At 74.3% G+C, this 17,596-nt stretch carries 11 protein-coding genes; 2 read left to right on the plus strand and 9 right to left on the minus strand.

Annotated elements, in window-relative coordinates:
- Window positions 1-388: 388 nt before the first annotated feature.
- A complete protein-coding gene (locus tag ACFYO9_RS22250; RefSeq protein ID WP_355807695.1) occupies window positions 389-1,153 on the minus strand; it encodes a GPP34 family phosphoprotein in 765 nt (254 codons plus the stop codon).
- 220 nt (window positions 1,154-1,373) lie between these two features.
- Here ACFYO9_RS22250 and ACFYO9_RS22255 point away from each other — a divergent pair, with 220 nt between their 5' ends.
- Together ACFYO9_RS22255 and ACFYO9_RS22260 are read left to right on the plus strand one after the other, a co-directional pair.
- Window positions 1,374-3,941 (plus strand): D-alanyl-D-alanine carboxypeptidase, encoded by a 2,568-nt coding sequence (locus tag ACFYO9_RS22255; RefSeq protein WP_358774942.1) that lies wholly within the window; start codon window positions 1,374-1,376, stop codon window positions 3,939-3,941.
- A 202-nt stretch (window positions 3,942-4,143) separates the two neighbouring features.
- Window positions 4,144-5,994 carry an MFS transporter gene (locus tag ACFYO9_RS22260; protein WP_358774940.1) on the plus strand — a complete coding sequence of 617 codons (1,851 nt, stop codon included), beginning with the start codon at window positions 4,144-4,146 and terminating at the stop codon, window positions 5,992-5,994.
- 27 nt (window positions 5,995-6,021) lie between these two features.
- Here the strand turns inward: ACFYO9_RS22260 and ACFYO9_RS22265 are convergent, their stop codons facing one another.
- The 8 genes from ACFYO9_RS22265 to ACFYO9_RS22300 form a co-directional block, all read right to left on the minus strand.
- Window positions 6,022-7,338, minus strand: coding sequence for an extracellular solute-binding protein (locus ACFYO9_RS22265; RefSeq protein ID WP_358774938.1), 1,317 nt, complete (start codon window positions 7,336-7,338; stop codon window positions 6,022-6,024).
- Window positions 7,335-8,588, minus strand: coding sequence for a hypothetical protein (locus ACFYO9_RS22270; RefSeq protein WP_358774936.1), 1,254 nt, complete (start codon window positions 8,586-8,588; stop codon window positions 7,335-7,337). Before ACFYO9_RS22270 ends, ACFYO9_RS22265 begins: the two co-directional genes overlap by 4 nt.
- On the minus strand, window positions 8,585-8,731 hold the full coding sequence (locus ACFYO9_RS22275; protein WP_358774935.1) for a hypothetical protein: 147 nt from the start codon (window positions 8,729-8,731) through the stop codon (window positions 8,585-8,587). The genes ACFYO9_RS22270 and ACFYO9_RS22275 overlap by 4 nt, the downstream gene beginning before the upstream one ends.
- On the minus strand, window positions 8,728-10,257 hold the full coding sequence (locus ACFYO9_RS22280; protein WP_358774933.1) for a vWA domain-containing protein: 1,530 nt from the start codon (window positions 10,255-10,257) through the stop codon (window positions 8,728-8,730). Before ACFYO9_RS22280 ends, ACFYO9_RS22275 begins: the two co-directional genes overlap by 4 nt.
- Entirely contained in the window at window positions 10,206-12,635 is a 2,430-nt protein-coding gene (locus tag ACFYO9_RS22285) for a tetratricopeptide repeat protein (protein ID WP_358774932.1), read from the minus strand. The genes ACFYO9_RS22280 and ACFYO9_RS22285 overlap by 52 nt, the downstream gene beginning before the upstream one ends.
- An 8-nt stretch (window positions 12,636-12,643) precedes the next feature.
- The gene (locus ACFYO9_RS22290; protein WP_358774930.1) at window positions 12,644-14,431 is read right to left on the minus strand and encodes a serine protease; all 1,788 of its coding nucleotides are present in this window, start codon (window positions 14,429-14,431) and stop codon (window positions 12,644-12,646) included.
- Between the two features lie 84 nt (window positions 14,432-14,515).
- Window positions 14,516-15,403 (minus strand): MerR family transcriptional regulator, encoded by an 888-nt coding sequence (locus ACFYO9_RS22295; protein ID WP_358774928.1) that lies wholly within the window; start codon window positions 15,401-15,403, stop codon window positions 14,516-14,518.
- A 105-nt stretch (window positions 15,404-15,508) separates the two neighbouring features.
- A complete protein-coding gene (locus ACFYO9_RS22300) occupies window positions 15,509-17,464 on the minus strand; it encodes a transglycosylase domain-containing protein (RefSeq protein ID WP_358774926.1) in 1,956 nt (651 codons plus the stop codon).
- Between the last annotated feature and the right edge of the window lie 132 nt (window positions 17,465-17,596).

Here is a 17,596-nt window from a genome sequence, read left to right on the forward strand (position 1 = left end):
GTGCACCTCCGGCTTGCCTGCCTCTGTTTTGCGTATCTACTGCTCAGCAGAGTGCCACCAACGAGACCGGCACCGCTGGGAAACAGCGGATATGCGGACGTGAGGACGGGTGCGAGGGGGTACGGCCCTGCCCTGCGGCGCCCGGACGCGAGCGGCCGCGCGGGACGGGATGCCGGGGTGCCGTCGTCCGGACGGTCCGGCACCCCGCCCCGCGCGGCCCAGCGGCTCCCGAACCGGGTCTGGGGACTGCGGCGCGGCGCTGGTGCGGTTGGTGCGGGTGATGCGCGTGATACGGGTGATGCGGTGGTGCTGAGCGGTGTGGTGCTGAGGTGTTGGTACTGAGCGGTGTGGTGCTGGGCGGTCGCGCGAGAGCGGTGCGGTACCTGAATCAGTGAGCGACCGCGCGTGCCATGGATCCGCGGCGCGGCTGCAGTGGCACCCCGCCGGGGTCCGCTGTCGCCCTCGCCGGCTGCCTGCCACCGCCCGGCCCGGGCGGGCCCGCCGGTGCGGCGCTGCGACGCGGCTGGGCCGCGACGCCGTTCTGGACGTCCATCACGGCGTGCGCCACGAGGCCGCCCATCGGGTCGTGCCTGATGAGGTCCCGGAGCCGGGAGCGCGATGAACGCCCCTCGTTCCCGGGGTAGAGATGCTTGCCGAGACCGACCGCGTGGGCCAGCGCGGCGAGCGCCGCGGTCCGCGGGTCCGGCGGTACACCGGTGCGGATCGCACTGTCGAGCCGGGACCTGATGTCCCTGCTGATCGCCGTGTCCGTCGCCTGGTAGCGAGTCGTCGGCAGCACTCCGCACATCTGGCCCGACACGGCATGCACCATGCCGCACCGCTCCAGGTGCGCGAGGTAAATCTGGCGCAGCCCCAGTCGGGGCCCGCCGATCCAGTGGACCGCCCGGACCGGGCTGCCGCGCCTGCGCAGCAGTTCCAGTGCGGAGTCCAGAGTCGGATCTCCGGTCGGCCGTGGCATCACCACGGCGATACGATCCCCGTCAGGGGCTATCCGTCCGGCCAGCGCCAGCTCCACTAGCTGTGCTCCGGCCAGACCGAGGTCGAGCGACTGCGGCTGCGCCGTGGTACCCGTGGCCGGGTCCAAAGCGAGCAGCAGAAGCTCCTCCGGAATTGTTCTGCGGCTCCTGCCCATCCATGCCTCCCCGCGTGGATGAATGACAGGGTGACCCCTCTCACATTGGTCTGTCGAGAGCGCGTGGGCGGGATGTACGGGAACCAGTAGGTATGTCGTTCTCGTCTACCACGGGGGTTAAGCCCTCACACAGGACACTGGTACACGGTTCGGACAGGGGGGTCCGACCGGATTTGGCGCACGGCCAGCACACGGCAAGCATTCAGCATCGGCATACGGCATGGCGTACGAGGAGGCATCGGTGGCGGGCGAGACCCCCGACAGGTCGAAGCAGCGGAAGTCGTCGGGGAACCCGACTACGGCGGACTCTTCCGAGTCGGCGCCGGAGGAACGGGACCCGCGCCTCGCGATGACCCGCGAGACGCCGCAGGTGCGGGAGGACACCGCTACCGCGGTCTTCTCGACGAAGGACGTCGCCGACGAGGCGACCGGTTCCGGCGAGGACGCGGAACGGGAGTCCGGGGCGGACGAGGGCGACGTGAAGTCCGCGTCGGAGGCCAAGGGTGAGGCCGCCCCCGAGGGGGAGGCCGCCCCCAAGGGTGAGGCGAACGGCGACGCGCGGCTGCGGGACGCGGTGGCGGCGTGGGTCGCGACCTCGGACGAACCGGAGGACGAGCCGCAGGGCGAGGCGCAGGACCAGGCGGCGGCGCAGGCCGACTCCGAGGCCCCCGGCAGTGACGCTTCTGCGGCGGACGACGCCGAGGACGAGTCACCGGCCAAGGGTGAGACGCCGGCCTCGGGGGAGACCCCGGCCACGGGGGAGACCCCGGCCAAGGACGAGACTCCGGCCGGCGACGCCAAGTCCCCCGGCGGCGACAAGGCGACGGCGGTCTTCAAGGCGCTGCCCCCGAAGGACGCCGCCAAGGGCCCCGTGAAGGACGACGCCCCCGCCGAGGAGACTCCGGCCGGCGAGAACCCGGCCGAGGGCGAGACCCCGGCCGGCGACGCGAAGTCCACCGGCGACGCCAAGTCCACCGGCGTCGACCAGGCCACCGCGGTCTTCAAGGCGCTCCCCGCGAAGGACGCCGCCAAGGGCCCGGTCAAGAAGCCCGGCAAGGACGTCGACCAGCCCACCACCATGCTCAAGATCGGCGACCAGAAGAGCGCCGAAGGCGAGAGTGCAAAGGGCAGCGCAAAGGACTCGGCAAAGGGTGCGCCGAAGGGAACCGGCGCGCCGGAGAGCGACGCCGAGCGGACCAGCAAGTTCGTCGCCCTGAAGCCGCTCGACGAGCCGTCCGCGAAGACGGCCACCCCCAGGACGGCTCCCAAGACCGCCCCCAAGGGCACCCCGAGGGCCACCCCCGCCGAAGAGCCGAAGCCGGCACCCAAGACCACTCCCAAGGCCACGGGAGCCGCAGCGGCCGGCGCCGCAGCGGCAAACGCGACGCCCCCCGCCCCGGCGACCCAGGCCAAGGCCCCGGCCCAGGCGGCCACCCCCCAGGCGCCCCCGCCAGTGGAACGCACCACCCAGCAGCCGCTGCCGCCCAAGCCGCCCATCGACCTGCTCGCCGAGCTGACCAACACCCCGCCGCCGCCCGAGACGCCCGTCCGCACCGCCGTGCGCCGGGTCAAGATCTGGACGCCGCTGGTGCTGCTCCTGGTCGTCGTCTTTGCGGTCGTACAGGCCGTGCGGCCGCTGCCGACGCCGACCCTGAAGCTCACCGCCGAGGAGAGCGTCTCCTTCGACGGCGGCAAGCCGTCCATCCCGTGGCCGGGCCAGGGCCAGGCCGCGATGGACGTCAACGGCATCGGCACCTTCGGTACGTCCGGTGACCAGAAGCCCGTGCCGATCGCGAGCATCGCGAAGGTCATGACGGTCTACCTGATCCTGCGCGACCACCCCCTGAAGGTGGGCAAGAAGGGGCCGGAGATCACCGTCGACGCCGCCGCGCAGAAGCACTACGAGACCGGCAAGCCGGCCAACGAGTCCGTCGTCAAGGTCACCGAGGGCCAGAAGATCCGTCAGTACGAGGCCCTCCAGGCGGTCATGCTCCCGTCGGCGAACAACGTCGCCAAGCTTCTGGCCCGCTGGGACACCAAGAGCGACTCCGAGGACGCGTTCGTCGCGAAGATGAACAAGACGGCCAAGGAACTGGGCATGAAGAACACCCACTACACGGACCCCAGCGGCCTGGACAAGACCACCGTCTCGACCGCCGAGGACCTCGTGAAGCTCGGCCGCGCCGCGATGGAGAACCCCGTCTTCAACGAGATCTCCCGGCAGCCCAGCTACGTCGACCTCAACGGCGACAAGCAGCGGAACTTCTTCGGCCTCGTCCCGAGCATCGCCGTCGGCATCAAGACCGGCACCACCACCGCGGCCGGCGGCAACATCCTCTTCGCCGCGGAGAAGACCGTCGGCGGCAAGAAGCAGACGATCATCGGCGCCGCCCTCGGCCAGTACGGCAAGAACGGCGTCGCCAACATCGACGAGGTCACCGGGGTCACCCGCAAGCTCATCGAGGCCGGGCAGGGCGCGCTGACCGCCAAGACCGTCGTGAAGAAGGGGACCGTCGTCGGCCAGGTCGACGACGGCCTGGGCGGCACGACCCCCGTCGTCGCCACCAAGGACGTCTCCGCGGTGGGCTGGTCCGGCCTCACCGTCAAGCTGATGCTCGACGACGAGAAGGGCAAGACTGTCCCGCACGCCGCGAAGGCGGGCACCGTGGTCGGCGTCCTGCACGTCGGCGACGGCAAGGGCAAGGGCGACGCCGTCGAGGTGCCGGTCGCGCTCCAGAAGGGGCTGACCGAGCCGGGGCTCGGCGCCAAGCTGACCCGCGTCGGCTGACCTTCGAAGGACACCCGCCGAAGGCGGGCCGCGCGGACCGCGAGGGGAGGCCCCACCCGGGGCCGCCCCTCGCGGCCGCGTGCTAGCGTCACAAACTCGGGGGGTAGTACGCCGGGGCGGAGGACGAGTGTTCCGGGACGAACTCTCGTCGGCACGGACCCGGGGCACTCCGGAAACACGGACGACACGGGGAGAACCTCCAGTGGCCACAGCGGAGCCGACGCGCGCCGAGGACGACGCCGCCGCGCCTGAGACGGGCGGTGGTGGCCGAGGCGCTGCGCGAATAAAGCTGCCGGCCCAGCGCCGCACCTCCGGGACGGGACCGGTCGAGCCGTGGCAGCGGCGCTTCGCGCGCCACCCCGTGACGGTCACGACCGTCGTCGCCGCGGTGCTGCACATCGTCTGGTTCTTCGTCTTCGCCAACAGCGGCGGTGACCTCGCCGCGCAGGACGCCTGGGCCGAGTTCGTCGGACGGCACCCCGCCTCCGCGTACAACCTCGGCTGGTACGGCGGCATGCACCCGGTGTCGTACAGCGTCATCTCGCCGTATCTGATGTCGGTGCTCGGCGTGCGGACCACGATGATGATCGCGGGGACCGTCTCCGCCGCGCTGCTCACCATGATCCTGATGCGCAGCCGCGCCGTGAAGCGGCTGCTGTGGCCGACCGCCGCCGGTGTCTTCTCGCTGCTGTGCAACGCCGTGTCGGGGCGCGTGACCTACGGCCTCGGCCAGATGTTCGCGCTGATGGCGGTCGCCGCCGTCTTCTGCTGGCCGCACCGCTGGCGCTACAAGCGGTGGGCGAAGGCGCTGGCCGCCGCGCCGTTCGCGGCGCTCGCGACGATGGGCAGCCCGGTGGCCGGCCTCTTCGTCGGGCTCGTCGCCGTCGCGCTGTTCCTCAGCAAGCGCTACCCGGGCGCCTACGCCCTTGGCCTCGCGCCCGCCGTCGTCGTCGGCCTGTCCGCGTGGCTGTTCCCGTTCTCCGGCACCCAGCCGATGTCGTTCGGCTCCGCGTCGCTGCCGCTGATCTGCGCCCTCCTCGTCTACTACGCGGTGCCGCGGCAGTGGAAGACCGTGCGGATCACGACGGCCGTGTACGGGGCGTTCGTGCTCGGCGTCTGGCTGATCAGCTCGCAGATCGGCTCCAACATCTCGCGCCTCGCGATGTCCTTCGCGGGCGTCGCGCTGCTCGCCGCGCTGCCGTACACCGTGCCGAAGTCCCGCAAGTGGTACGTGATCGTCCTGGCGTTCGCCGGCTTCACCGGGTGGATCGGCTTCAAGGCCGTCGACGACATCGTGCACACCAGGTCGGACGCCTCCTGGACGCGTGAGGTCGCGCCGCTGGTGCACGAGCTGAAGGAGCGGGGCGCCGCCAAGGGCCGCGTCGAGGTGGTGCCGGCCCGCAGCCACCGCGAGGCGTCCGCGCTCCCCACGTACGTACAGCTGGCCCGCGGCTGGAACCGGCAGGCCGACATGGAGCGCAACCCGCTCTTCTACGACGACACCCTGAACTCCGCGAACTACCACGAGTGGCTGCGGCGCTGGGCCGTGCACTACGTGGCGGTCCCCAAGGGCGAGCCCGACGGGGACGGCGGCAAGCGCGAGACGCAGCTCATCTCGGACGGCTTGCCGTATCTGCGGCAGGTGTGGGTCGACTCCAACTGGAAGCTGTACGAGGTCACCGACCCGACGCCGATGGCCGAGCCGCACGCCGTCGTGGAACGCGCCGAACAGGGCGAGATGACCGTCCGCGTGCAGCAGCCGGGCCGCGTCCTCATCCGCATCCCGTACTCGCCGTGGCTGAGCGTCGTCGACGCCAAGGGCAAGGGCGTCGAGCAGCCCCGCGAGACGGACGCCTCGAAGCGGCAGCGCGAGACGGACGAGCGGCGGCCCAAGGAGTACGCCAACGTCAACGGCTGTCTGCTGGAGGCCGAGGAGGACCACAACGGCGACGAGTGGGTCGAGCTGCTCGCCCCGAAGGCCGGCACCTACCGGCTCGGCTCGCCTTACCAGCTGCCCCGCGGCACGCCGTGCCCGGAGGAGATGCGCCGCTGACCGGGCGCGGGCCGTACGACGGGTCCGTCAGCCGCCCGGCGGCGCGCAGATCCCCGAGACCGGCAGCCGGCCGGGTCCTGCGCCCGCGGCGGCCTGGGCGCGCACGGTCTCCAGCTGGTCGAGGAGCGCGTCGAGCCGGTCGCCCGCCGGGTCCCTGAAGTACTGCAGGACGGCCCGGTGGAACGCGTCGCGCACGCCCGGCGCCATCACGTCCGACGCGTCGAAGCAGAGCGTGCGTGCCCGGCCGGTGAGGATGTGCGCGATGCGCCGGCCCGTGGGGTCGGCGGGCTGCGGGTCGCTCGCGTCGGGAAAGAGCGGCCGCAGCTCCGGCTTCGCCCGGTCCCGCCACAGCGTGCGCGCCCGCGGCGACGACAGCCGGTCCACGAGGTCGCGCGCCGCCGGATCACGGCTGAACACGGCGGCCATGTCGCCCGCCACCTCGTAGGCGCCGTCGTAGCTGGAGCGGCCGCGCAGGAAGCCCGCCGCCGGGTCGACGCGGACCGGCTCGCCCGCGTACACGTAGCGGATGAACGCGCTCTGGTGCTCGTGCGTGCAGCGGGGTGTCAGGGAGCGGAGCAGGCCGCGCGGGCCGCCGCCCTTGGCCGGGTCGGGCGTTCCCACGTAACTCGTGGTCAGCGAGCGGTCGATCGACGCCTTGGAGCGGTCGCCGAGCAGCGCGGCCCACGTCGTCCACGCCCTGCGCACCCGCCGGTCGTGCCAGCTGAGCCGCCCGGTGGCCCACTCCGTGTACGCGGCGGGGCCCGCCTGGTGGAGCAGGATGTCCTCGACCCAGTCGGTGCCGGGCCAGCCGGAGGTGGCCTGCGAGGCGAGGCCCACGCACCAGTCGGGGGCGCCGGTCGAGCGCTCCTCCTCGCTCCACACCAGGCTCTTGAGGTCGACCTTCAACGGCACCCAATACGTGCGGCGCTGACCGTTCACCGAGAGCGGCAGGCTCCAGGGCGGATAGGCGCGGCCGGTGGCGGCGCGGTCGAGCGGGGTGAGGCGGCCGGCCCGCGCGTACTCGGTGAGCTCGCCGACGCTGTTGAGGATCGCCACGTCCGGCGGGTCGCCCGCCTCCAGCTGGGCGACGAGCGTCTCCCGCAGGGAACGCGTGCCCTGGTAGGTGTACGTCTTGCCGGTGCCGTCGTCGAGCCGGTGCAGCATCGACTCGAAGGCCTCGCCCTCGGGGCCCGTCCAGGGGCCGAGCACCACGAGCGTCTCGGGCCGCCCGCCTCCGCAGGCGCCCGCGGTGACGGCGAGCAGACAGGCGACGAGGAGCGCCCGGACCACGGCGAGTGCGGTGCGTGGGGGGCGTTGCGTGCGTGGGGTGCGTGTCCGGCTCATACGGCGGCTCCCGAGCGGGAGACGAGGACGTACTCGCGTCGGTAGGCGTGCAGGGTGGCGCCGGTCAGGGCGGCGCCGAGGAGTCCGGCGGGCGTCACCCACGGCGCGGCCCCGTCAAGGGACGCGAGGCGGCCTGCGGCCAGGTCGTGGCGGGCGCGGGCGTCGAGGGACGCGATCAGGAGCCGGGGCCGGGCGGCGAAGGGGCGCTCCTCGGCCGCCGACTCGATCGCCGGTGAGGTCCGGCCGACGAGGTCGCCCGCGACGGCCACCACCCGCTGCTGCGCCCGGTGGGCGAGCACGGCGTCGACGGTCAGGAACGGCACGCCGAGCAGCGGCAGCGCGGCGACCAGGAGCGGCACGCTCAGGTGCAGGCGCAGCCGGCGGCGCAGGAACAGCTGGGTGTGCCAGAGCCCGCGGACGAGCAGGACGAGGGCGAGCGCGGCGACGACGGCCGCGGCGAGCACCGGGGCGCCGAGCGCGGCCCGGTCGGTGAGGCGGTCGCGCAGATGGTCCTCCAGGGCGGAGATGCGGTCGACGACGGCGGTGGCGTCGGAGCGGGGGCGTGAGCCGGTGCCAGTTCCGGTGCCAGTTCCGGTGCCGGTTCCGGTGTCGCAGGGTGGGTAACCGCCACCCGCCCCGGCCGACTCACCCGTCGTGGGGGCCGGTTCCGGTTCCGGTTCTGGTTCCGGTTCCGGTTCCGCTTCCGGGCAGAGCATGCTGCGGGCGTAGGAGAGGCCGGCGTTGCGCAGGGTGGGGTCGGCGACGTTGTTCTGCGCGAAGGTGATCCAGGTGCCGTAGTCGACGACGAGGCCGGAGACGACGTCGAGCTCCTGGCGTTCGGCGGTGGTCAGGGCGCCGCTGCGGGCGACCTGGTTGAGGCGCTGCACGGCCCGCGTGGTGCGGGTGCTGTACCGCTTGCTCAACCCGCTGAGCTGCACGGCCTCCCCGGCGTCCAGACTCTCGCCGGCCTCGCGGTCGGCGATGCGCAACGACGTCTCGGCCTCGGCGAGCCCGACGAGGGCGGGGGCGAAGCTGTCGCGCAGCGCCGTGGAGTCGGTACGAATGTCGGCGTACGCCCACCCGAACGCGACGGCCGCGACAACGGTGAGCAGGGGCAATGAGATCAGCCGCTCGCGGAGGTAGCCGCGGTTGCGGATACGGGGGGTGAGCGGGGCGGGCCAGAGGTATCGGCGCAGGGCGCGCAGGGTGACGGCGGCGAGCTGTCGGGGGGTGCGGCGGGGGTTGGTCATGGGGTGCCGCCGGGTGGGGCGCTGGGGGCGGGGGCGGAGGCGTCGGGCGGGTGGTTGGCGGGGCGGGCCGGGTGCGTGGGGCGCAGCCCGTCGTGCGGGGTGGCGGTGGGGAGCTGTCCGGGGGCGGGGCGGGGGTCCGTCATAGGGTGCCGCCCCTCGGCCCGGTGCCGCCCCCCGGCCCGGTGGTGCCCGGCAGGACCGTCATGCTCGACTGGATGCGGGCCGCCTCCACGTCGAACCGGGCGATACGGTCACGTAGTTCCACGGTGCCCCGCACCGCGTCGCGGACGCGGACGAGGCGGCGCAGGTGGGCCTGCATGGCCGTGTCGCCCGCCTCGGCGGCGAGCCGCCACGCGGTGCCGAGCAGGGTCTCGGCCTCGGCGCGCCGCCCGCCCTTCAGCGCCGCGCAGGCCTCCTCGAACGTGCGGTGCAGCTCTTCCTCGTGCCGGTAGTGCGCGACCTGCGGGTCGACCCTGCTGTACAGGTCGGGGTCGTCCGTCCAGCGCATCAACACGGGCTCGGGGGCGGGCAGTTCGAGGGGCGCCGGGTCGTCGGCCACGAGTTCCACCTCGGTGAGCAGGAGCTCCTTGCCGAGCTGGGCGGGGTCGTAGGGCGCGCCGACGCAGAGCAGATAGGCGCGGGCCTCGTCCCCGCACGGGCCGAGCCCGTACTCCTGGACGGGCCCGCCCGCACCCGCCCGCACGCCGGACAGGTCGACGTGGTCGGGTTCGAGCGCGGCCCGCGTCGGGTGGACCTGCTCGAAGGAGTACGGGCGCACCCCCGCGCGGTGGGTCAGCCGCAGGCGCAGCCCGGTGACGTCACGGTCGGCCGCGCGCCCGGCGAGTGCAGCCACCTCGTCGGGCAGCCGGGTCAGATCGTCGACGGCGCGGGCGCGCCCGCCCAACGCCCCCGCGATCAGCAGGAGTTCCTCGGTCTCCCAGGCGTCACCGATGCCGACGACGTCGCAGGTGAAGGCGTGCGCACACCGTTCGACGCGCTCGCGCAGCTCCGCACGGGTCTCGTAGCCGGGTTCGTTCTTGCCGTCGGTGAGCAGCAGGGCATGGCGTACGAGACGGTCGCCCGCGTCATCCATGCCGCCCGCACCGCCCGCGCCGGGCAGGTCGCGGAAGAGGTGCCGGGCACGCTCGAGCCACGTGCCCATCGCGGTGCCGCCACCGGGCGTGCAGTCCCGCAGCGCGGCCTCGGCGGCGGCCCTGGACTCGGCGTGCGCGACGGCGAGTTGGGGCCGTCGGGGGTAGATCATGGCGGCCCTGTCGCCACCGGCCACCAGCGCGAACAGCGAGCCGTCCGGGATACGGGCCAGCGCGCCGACGGCGGCGGCACGGGCGGCGACGAGCCGGCTCGGCGGCATGACCATCGACGAGGAGTGATCGATGAGCAACACCTCGGCGAGCCGCGCACCGACCGCCCCGGCCCGGGTCACCCCCGCCGGAGCGGGAGCCGATGCCGGAGCCGGTGCCGGAGCCCGCGCCGGTCCCCGTACCGCCCCGGCCGTCCTGCGGACGGTGACCGTGACCACCGCGTACATCCGGGCCGTCTCCCGTGCACCGGCCGCGCGAGGGTGAAGGTGAGGGCGGGGGAGCTCAAGCACCTGGTTCACCTCAAGGGTGACCGAGGCGGCCAGTTCCTGATCTTCGTGCCCAGCCATGGCGTGTCCTTGCCGAATCGGGAGTGCCGGAGTCCGAGGGGACGCACCGCGTACGCGCGGTCCAGGAGGACTTCGGCGAGGGGCGGCGCGCCGTCGTCGTCGGGTGCGGCCGGTGCGTCGCGGGCCGCCTGGTGGGCGAGGCCCCGGTAGAAGCGGGACAGATCGGTGCGCAGCGCCCGCTCGTCCGCCGGGAAGGCGAGCAGCGGATCGGCGTGCGCGGCGACGGCGCGCAGCTCGGCGGCGGTCATCATGCGGGGCGCCGCCGCGCCGGACGCGGGCGGAGGCCCGGCCGCCGTACCGAGGAGCCGGTGCGCCGCGCCCCACACCTCCGCCTTCATCCGTACCCGCGCCTGCGCGTCGGTCAGCCCGTGCGCGGAGAACAGCTGGGCCAACGCCCGTACCGCCGCCCCGAGTTCGGCCGCGTCCCACGCGTGGTCGACGCGGACGCGCACGGCGGCCGTACGGGCGGCGGTGCGGTGCCGTGAGTGCTGCGGCACCGCGTCGAGCGCGGCGATGGCGTCGGCGAGGGCGGCGGGCCCGCCCAGCGCGAGCCGGGCCCGCGCGGCCCCGAACGCGGCGCTGCCCAGCGAGGGGTTGCGCAGCCGCACCGCCTCGTAGAAGGTCAGCGCCTCGTGCCCGCGCCCCAGCCGCTCCGCGCAGTAGCCGAGGGCCAGCTTGGGCGCGTACTCGCCGGGGATCGCGCCGTAGACCCGGTCGAAGTGGCCGCGCGCCTCGGCCACCCGGGCGCGGGCGAGCGCGAGCAGCCCGCGGTGCCAGTCGAGCCGCCAGTCGTACGGGGCGGCGGCGGGCCCGATGGCGTCCTCGGCCAGCGCGAGCGCGGTCTCGGCACCGGTGAGCGGCCCGTCGTCGGGGTCCGGGCGCGGCACCCGCAGCCGCAGCCTGCACCGCAGCAGGTGCACCTCGGGGGAGCCGCGCCAGTCACCGGTGTGCTGGAGCAGCGCCTCGGGGTCGTCGTCGCTGAGTCTGCTGAGCTCGCCGTGGTGGTCGTCGTCGGGGTCGGGGCGCGGCACCGGCAGCCGCCCCGCCACCTCGGCCGGTGCGGGCGCGGGGTGGTGGGGCGCCGCCGGCGGGGCCGCCCACCGGGACACCTCGGGTGCCGAGCCGAGCCCGGCGTCCAGGGCGTGCGCGGACTGCAGGAAGAGGGGGGAGGGCTCGAAGGTCTCCGCGCCGGTGCGCAGCGAGCGCAGTTCGCGGAAGACGCCGCGCAGTTGGTCGTCCATCTCGCGGGCGGTGGCGAAGCGGCCCTCGCGCCGGGTGCGGGTGGCGCGGCGCAGGACCCGGGCGAGGGAGACCGGGCCGAGGCCGCGGTGGCCGGCGGCCGCGTCGTCCAGCGGGTCGAGCGCGGCGAGCCCGGCGAGGTCGTGGCGGGTCCCGCCGATGCCGCACAGGGTGCGCAGGGTCTCGCCGAGGCTGAACAGGTCGTCCTGCGGCGCCGATTCGCCGCGGTCGCCGACGGTCGGCGCCCGGTAGAGGTCGGTGGTGAGGCCGGGCGCGCCCGCGCGGCGCACGCTGCCGACGTCGACGAGTTTGGTGGTGGACCCGTCGTGCATGACGTTCGGCGGCTTCAGGTCGCCGTACACCTTGCCGCGTTCGGGCGCGTGCAGATGCGCGAGCGCGGCGAGGATCCGCACGCCGTACGCGAGCACGAACTCCAGGAAGCGTTCCCGGCCGAACTCGTCGGGGCGCTCGCGGGCGCGGGCCCGCACCTCTTCGAGGTTGAGCCCGTCGACGTACTGCAGGACGAGGAAGTCGCCGACGCCGTCGTGGTGCCCGTAGTTGAAGACGCGGATGAACCCGTCGTGGTTGAGCTCGACCAGCTCGCGCCGCTCGCCTTCCAGGAGGCTGTACGAGGTGGTCGCGAGGTCGGCGTGGAGCATCTTCACGGCGACGGCACGGTCGTCGACCTTGGTGTCGTGGGCGAGGCAGACCTCACCCATCCCGCCGTAACCGAGCGGCCGCACCAGCCGGTACTGGCCGGCGAGCAGCGTGCCGGACGGCAACGGAAGCCCCCCGTCCGGCGCGGGCCCCGCGGTGTCCGCCCGGTCCAGGAGGGTGATCTCGGGCAGCACGGTGGGGTCGGGGTGCTCGGGAGGCAGGACGACCCGTGCGTCCCGCCCCGCCGCCCCGACGACCCCCGCCTCGACGACCCACAGCTCGGAGGACTCGCGGTCCTCGGAGCGGGGTGGCCGGGGGGCCGCCGGGACCACGGTGGCCGGGACCGGGGCCGGGGCGGCTTCGGCGGAGGGCAAGCCGGGAGCGGAGTGCAGGCCGGTATCGGCGTCCACGCGTTCGCCGCTGGACAGGCAGTACCCGGTCGGGGTCACCGCGCCCGAGCAGCCGGGGTGGGGGCAGGGCATGGCCGGGCTCACGGGTCGCCGCCCGCGTCGGTCAGGCGCCGTACCACCCGGGTGAACGCCGTGACGGCCCGCTCGGCGTCGGGCAGCGGGCAGGGGCCCGCCATCAGGAGCCGCTGCGCCTCGCGGTACGGGCCCACCGCGTCCGGGTGCTCGGCGAGGCCCCGCCGGGCGAGGCGGGCCAGGTGGTCGCGGAGCAGCCCCCGCAGCCGCAGATGCGCGTCGAGCACGTCGCGCAGCTCGCCCTCGGCGCGCTCGGCCCGCAACAGGTAGGTCTCCACGGCCTGTTCGGCGTACGAGAGTTTCTCCAGGAAACGGGGTCCGCCCCGCTCCGACAGCGGCCGCAGTTCGCCGCTGAGCTGTACGGTCCACAGCGCGGCCCGCGCCGCGTACGCGGTGGCGGCCGGCGGGTCGACGACGTACGGCTCCACCCGGTGGAACAGGTGCCGGGCGCGCCGCTCGGTGTCGGCGAGGACATCCACCCGCGCACCGATCCGCTGCAGCCACTGCGCGGCGCGCTCGGCGGGCAGCAGCCGCTCGGCGAGCGCGTAGGTGAAGCCGTGCGTGCTGGAGCGGACCACGAGGAGCAACCGGGCGCCCCCGTCGCCCAGTTCGGCCAGCACACGGGCCGCGTCGGCGGGTTCGGTGGCGGACCGGTCGGCGTAGAGCACGGCGACGGCGGGGCGCCGCCGCGCCGCGGTGTGCGGGCGGGCCGCGTGCCGCAGTTCGTGCCGCAGGACGGCGAGCGCCTCGCGCAGCTCCGGCCGCCCTGGGTCGTCGAGGGCGGCGCCCTCCAGGTCGAGGACGAGGCCGATGGAGCCGACCCGGGGTGCGATGCCGGCCCGGGACAGCAGCGAGTCGCCGCCCGCCCCGTGCTCGACGGGCCGCACCGCGAGTTGGGGGGACTGTTCGCGGTCGGCCATGTTCAGGACGACGTACAGGGCCTGGCGGGCCCGGTCGTCGTCCTCGGCGACGAAGAGCACCTCGGTGTCCCACGCGTCGGCCTCGCCGTTCAGCCAGCGGGTGACGGTGCGTTGCAGCCCGTGCGGGCGGGCCGCGCGGGCCGCGTCCGCCGAGACGACGCGGTGGCCCGGGATGGCGTGCGGCCCGCTCACGTACCGCTCGGCGAACCGCCGGAAGTACTTGGCGACGGTGGCCGCCGGGATCATGTACCCGTGCTCGCCTCGCTCGTCGGCCTGCACCAGGATGCCGAGCAGCCGGTCCGTGCCCTCCTCGCGCACCCCTGCCCCGCTGAACCCGCCCCGCAGCCGCGCCGCCCCGCCGGCCTCGGCGCCCGCCCCGGTGAGGTCGATCTGCACCCGCTCGTCGCCCTCGCCGCCGGGCCCCCGGCAGACCCCGGTGAGCCACTGGCCGCCCGACCGGTGCTCGGGGAAGCCGTCGATGAGGACGGTGGCGCCCCGGTAGTCGAGCGTGCGGTGCAGCGTGACGGGCGAGGGGAGCGGCGCGGGGGCGTCCAGGACGAGCACCGCGAGGTCGCCCTGCGCCTTGCCGAAGGGCGGCGCCCAGTGCCCGGCCGCCACGGTCGCGGTCCGCCACGGGGTGCGCTCCAGGCCCTGCAGCAGCGGGAACTCGACCTGGACGCGGTCGGGTCGCAGCCCCGTCGCCGGGTCACGGATCACATGGGCGCAGGTGAGGACGCGATCGGCGCCGAACAGGACGCCGGCGCCGAGCACGTCACCGCTGCCCGAGGCCGCCCACCGCCGCAGCCGCACCCGCCAACTCGCATGGTCCATGGGAGAGTTGACGCCCCCGTCCGCAGCCTCCGCAGCTCCCTCCATGCTTCCTGAGGATAGGTGCGGAGACGGTCAAAGGCTCCTGGGCTGCAGGGGGAGGCAGGGGCACACCGCGCCACGGAGGGACGATCACGCCCCCGACACCGGGAACGCCACGTCGCACACCTCGTCCTCGGGCCCCGTCCGCGTCCAGTCCGCGAAGTACACCTCACGGCAGGGTCCCGTCACGGTGAGCCCCTGCTCGGCGACCCACGCCTCCACGGCGTCGAACGCCGCGATGATCTGCGGATAGGAGACCTGCGCCTTGGTGATCCTGGAGCAGGCGAGCCGGTGCGCGGGCTCCTTGCGCACCTTGACGTCCTGGGCTCTGCCCTGCCGCGCCGCCCACGCGCGGGCGGCCGCCACGTCGACGACGGGCACGCAGGACTCGGCGGGCCCGTCGCTCTCCTCGGTCACCTCCGCGTGGTAGACGACGAAGTGCGGGGCGGCGATGCCCCCGCACTCCTCGGCGGCGGCCCGTTCCAGACGTTCGGCGGACGCGCCGATCCACGCGGAGAGCTCATCGCCCCGCACATGCCTGGTCTCGCTGAGGACGTACCGCTCCGGCACGTCCACGACGCGCATCTCGAATGTCGCGTACAACTCGGTGTTCCTTCCCGACAGTCGGCCACGGAGGTAACGCGCGAGCGTCCGCTGTTCCGCGAAGCGCTCCTCGATCCCGGCCCAGTACCGTTCGAGCGAGCGCGCCGCCCGCTCCCCGTCCAGCGCCACCACCTCGGCGACCGCCGCGAGCGGCATGTCGAGTCGGCGCAGCAGCGCGACCGTGCGGGCACGTTCGACCTGGTCCGGCCGGTAGTAGCGGTAGCCGTTGACCTCGTCGACGTGGGCGGGCGGCAGCAGACCCAGCCGGTCGTACAGCCGCAGCGCCTTCGGGGAGAGCCGGGCGCGGGTGGCGAACTCGCCGATGGAGAGCAGCTCGCCGCCGGCCCGCACCGGCCCTGCTGGTGTCTCGCTCACGGGATCATCCTCCGTCACCGGGCCGTGCGGCCCGGTGACGCAGACGATGGGGTCTGCCCCAGGGGCAAGGTCAACGGCCCGCCCCTCGCGCGCCCGCGTGCTCGCTCAGCGGCCCGCCCCCCGCATGTACTCCTTCCAGATCCGCGGCGGCAGCGCGCTCCCGTGCCGGGACGTCGGGCCGCCGACGCCCGACATCGGCAGCAGCCGGGGCACTTCGGGGCGCACCCGGAACAGCGTCACCGCCGTCGACAGGTCCTCGGTGTACCCCGCGAACCAGGCCGACCTGAGCCGGTCCTGGTCGCCGGTGCGGCCCGCCGCGACCTCAGGGCCGAGGCCCCGGCCGCCGGCCCGCAGCGCGTCGGTGACCTGCCGGGCCACGTCCCCGTCGAGCGCCCGCCGGGACGCGGGCCGCTCCAGGCCGGGCAGCTCCTCGCCGTCCTTGACGACCTTGGTCACCGAGTACGGGTCGTGCCGGATCCCGGCGCTGGCGAACGTCGCGTACGCGGTGGCCATGCGGATGGCGCTGGGCGTCGACGTGCCGATGGAGAAGGTCGGCTCCAGGCGGCCCATGCTGCGGCGCAGCATGCCCGCGTCGACGGCCGTGCGGCGGACCTTGTCCCGGCCGACGTCCTTGCCGAGGCGTACGTAGGTGGCGTTGCCGCCGAAGAGCAGGGCCCGGCCGAGCGTGGGACGGTCGGGGTCGGGGGCGCCGCGGTCCTGGCGCAGGATGCCGTCGGCCGCGTAGTGCGCGTCGGCGAGCCGGCCGGGGCGCAGGTCGGGGGCGCGGGCCGGGTATCCGGCGGCCTCGGTGAGCGGCTCGTCGTGCACGGGCGCCCCGTACTGCAACGCGGCGGCCAGCACGAACGGCTTGAAGGCCGAACCGGCGGGCACCCCCGCGGTGTCGGCGTTGTTGGTGAAGTGCTCGGTGGCGTCAGGGCCGCCGTACAGCGCCACGATCGCCCCGTCGGAGGGCCGCACGGAGGCGGCGCCGGCCTGCAGATACCGGTCGGCGGCCCGCTTCTTCGGGTCGGTGTCACGGTCCAGGACGCGGCGTACGGCACGCTCCAGGCGGCGCACCTTGTGCCGGTCGAAGGTGGTGTGGATCTCGTGGCCGCCGCGGGCGAGCTCCTCGTCGGTGAGGCCGGTGTGCTCCTTGACGTACCGGCTCGCGATGTCGACGAGGTAGCCGGTCTGTCCGCCGAGGCTGGTGGAGCGCGAGCGGCTGCGCGGCTCGGGGAAGGTGCGGTAGCCGGCCCGCTCCTTCTTCGTCATCAGGCCGACCCCGACCTGCCGGTCCAGGATCCACGCCCAGCGCGCGCGGGCCCGCCGGTGGTTGGCGGCGCCGCCCGCCGGGTCGTACTGCTCGGCGCCCTTCAGCATGGCGGCGAGGAACGCCCCCTGGCTCGGGTCGAGCCGGGATGCCGGGATGCCGTAGTAGGCGTGGGCGGCGGCCTCGATGCCGTAGGCGCCGCGCCCGAACCAGCTGGTGTTCAGGTAGCCCTTGAGGATCTCGTCCTTGCTCGTGCCGCGGTCCAGCTTCAGCGCGATGACGAACTCCTTGACCTTCCGGGTGACCGTCTGGTCCTGCGAGAGGTAGGTGTTCTTCACGTACTGCTGGGTGATGGTGGAGCCGCCCTGCGTCTCGCGGCCGCGCACCATGTTGACGGCGGCGCGGACAAAGCCCTTGGGGGACACCCCGGAGTCCCGGTAGAACGTCTCGTTCTCGGCGGCGATCACCGCGTGCACGGCGGCCGGGGCGATCTGGTCGAGCTCCACGTTCTGCCGGTTGACCTCGCCGGTGCTGACCATCTGGGTGCCGTCGGACCAGTAGTAGACGTTGGCCTCGCGGCGGGCCGACGCGTTGGCGTCGGGGATGTCCACGCTGACGTACACGCAGACGAAGAGTCCGGCGACGGCGGCCGTGAACAGCGCGGCGGCGCCGAGCAGTTGGCGCCATGACGGGAGCCAGCGCCGGATGCCGCCGCGGCCGGAGCGCGGATAGTCCACGAACCGGCGCCGGCCGCGCCGGCGCGCCCTGTTCCCCTGAGCATGTGTACCCATGCCGGGGGAGAGCGCGCCGTGCGCGGCCGGGTTGGCCCCGAGGCTGTTTGCGGTGCGTAACAGCGCGGGAGTTCCCCGGAGGCTGTTTGCGTCACGTAACAGACCGCCGAGGGGAGTCGGCGGGGCCGGCCG

The sequence above is a fragment of the Streptomyces sp. NPDC005863 genome, from assembly GCF_042871345.1.
In the GTDB taxonomy this organism is placed as follows: Bacteria; Actinomycetota; Actinomycetes; order Streptomycetales; family Streptomycetaceae; genus Streptomyces.

What these genes read in the sequence shown, in the direction of transcription:
- ACFYO9_RS22265 (WP_358774938.1), bottom strand. Translation starts at nt 7,338, where the DNA reads ATGAGCCGGACACGCACCCCACGCACGCAACGCCCCCCACGCACCGCA.
- ACFYO9_RS22270 (WP_358774936.1), bottom strand. Translation starts at nt 8,588, where the DNA reads ATGACCAACCCCCGCCGCACCCCCCGACAGCTCGCCGCCGTCACCCTG.
- ACFYO9_RS22275 (WP_358774935.1), bottom strand. Translation starts at nt 8,731, where the DNA reads ATGACGGACCCCCGCCCCGCCCCCGGACAGCTCCCCACCGCCACCCCG.
- ACFYO9_RS22280 (WP_358774933.1), bottom strand. Translation starts at nt 10,257, where the DNA reads ATGGCTGGGCACGAAGATCAGGAACTGGCCGCCTCGGTCACCCTTGAG.
- ACFYO9_RS22285 (WP_358774932.1), bottom strand. Translation starts at nt 12,635, where the DNA reads ATGCCCTGCCCCCACCCCGGCTGCTCGGGCGCGGTGACCCCGACCGGG.
- ACFYO9_RS22250 (WP_355807695.1), bottom strand. Translation starts at nt 1,153, where the DNA reads ATGGGCAGGAGCCGCAGAACAATTCCGGAGGAGCTTCTGCTGCTCGCT.
- ACFYO9_RS22255 (WP_358774942.1), top strand. Translation starts at nt 1,374, where the DNA reads ATGGCGTACGAGGAGGCATCGGTGGCGGGCGAGACCCCCGACAGGTCG.
- ACFYO9_RS22300 (WP_358774926.1), bottom strand. Translation starts at nt 17,464, where the DNA reads ATGGGTACACATGCTCAGGGGAACAGGGCGCGCCGGCGCGGCCGGCGC.
- ACFYO9_RS22290 (WP_358774930.1), bottom strand. Translation starts at nt 14,431, where the DNA reads ATGGAGGGAGCTGCGGAGGCTGCGGACGGGGGCGTCAACTCTCCCATG.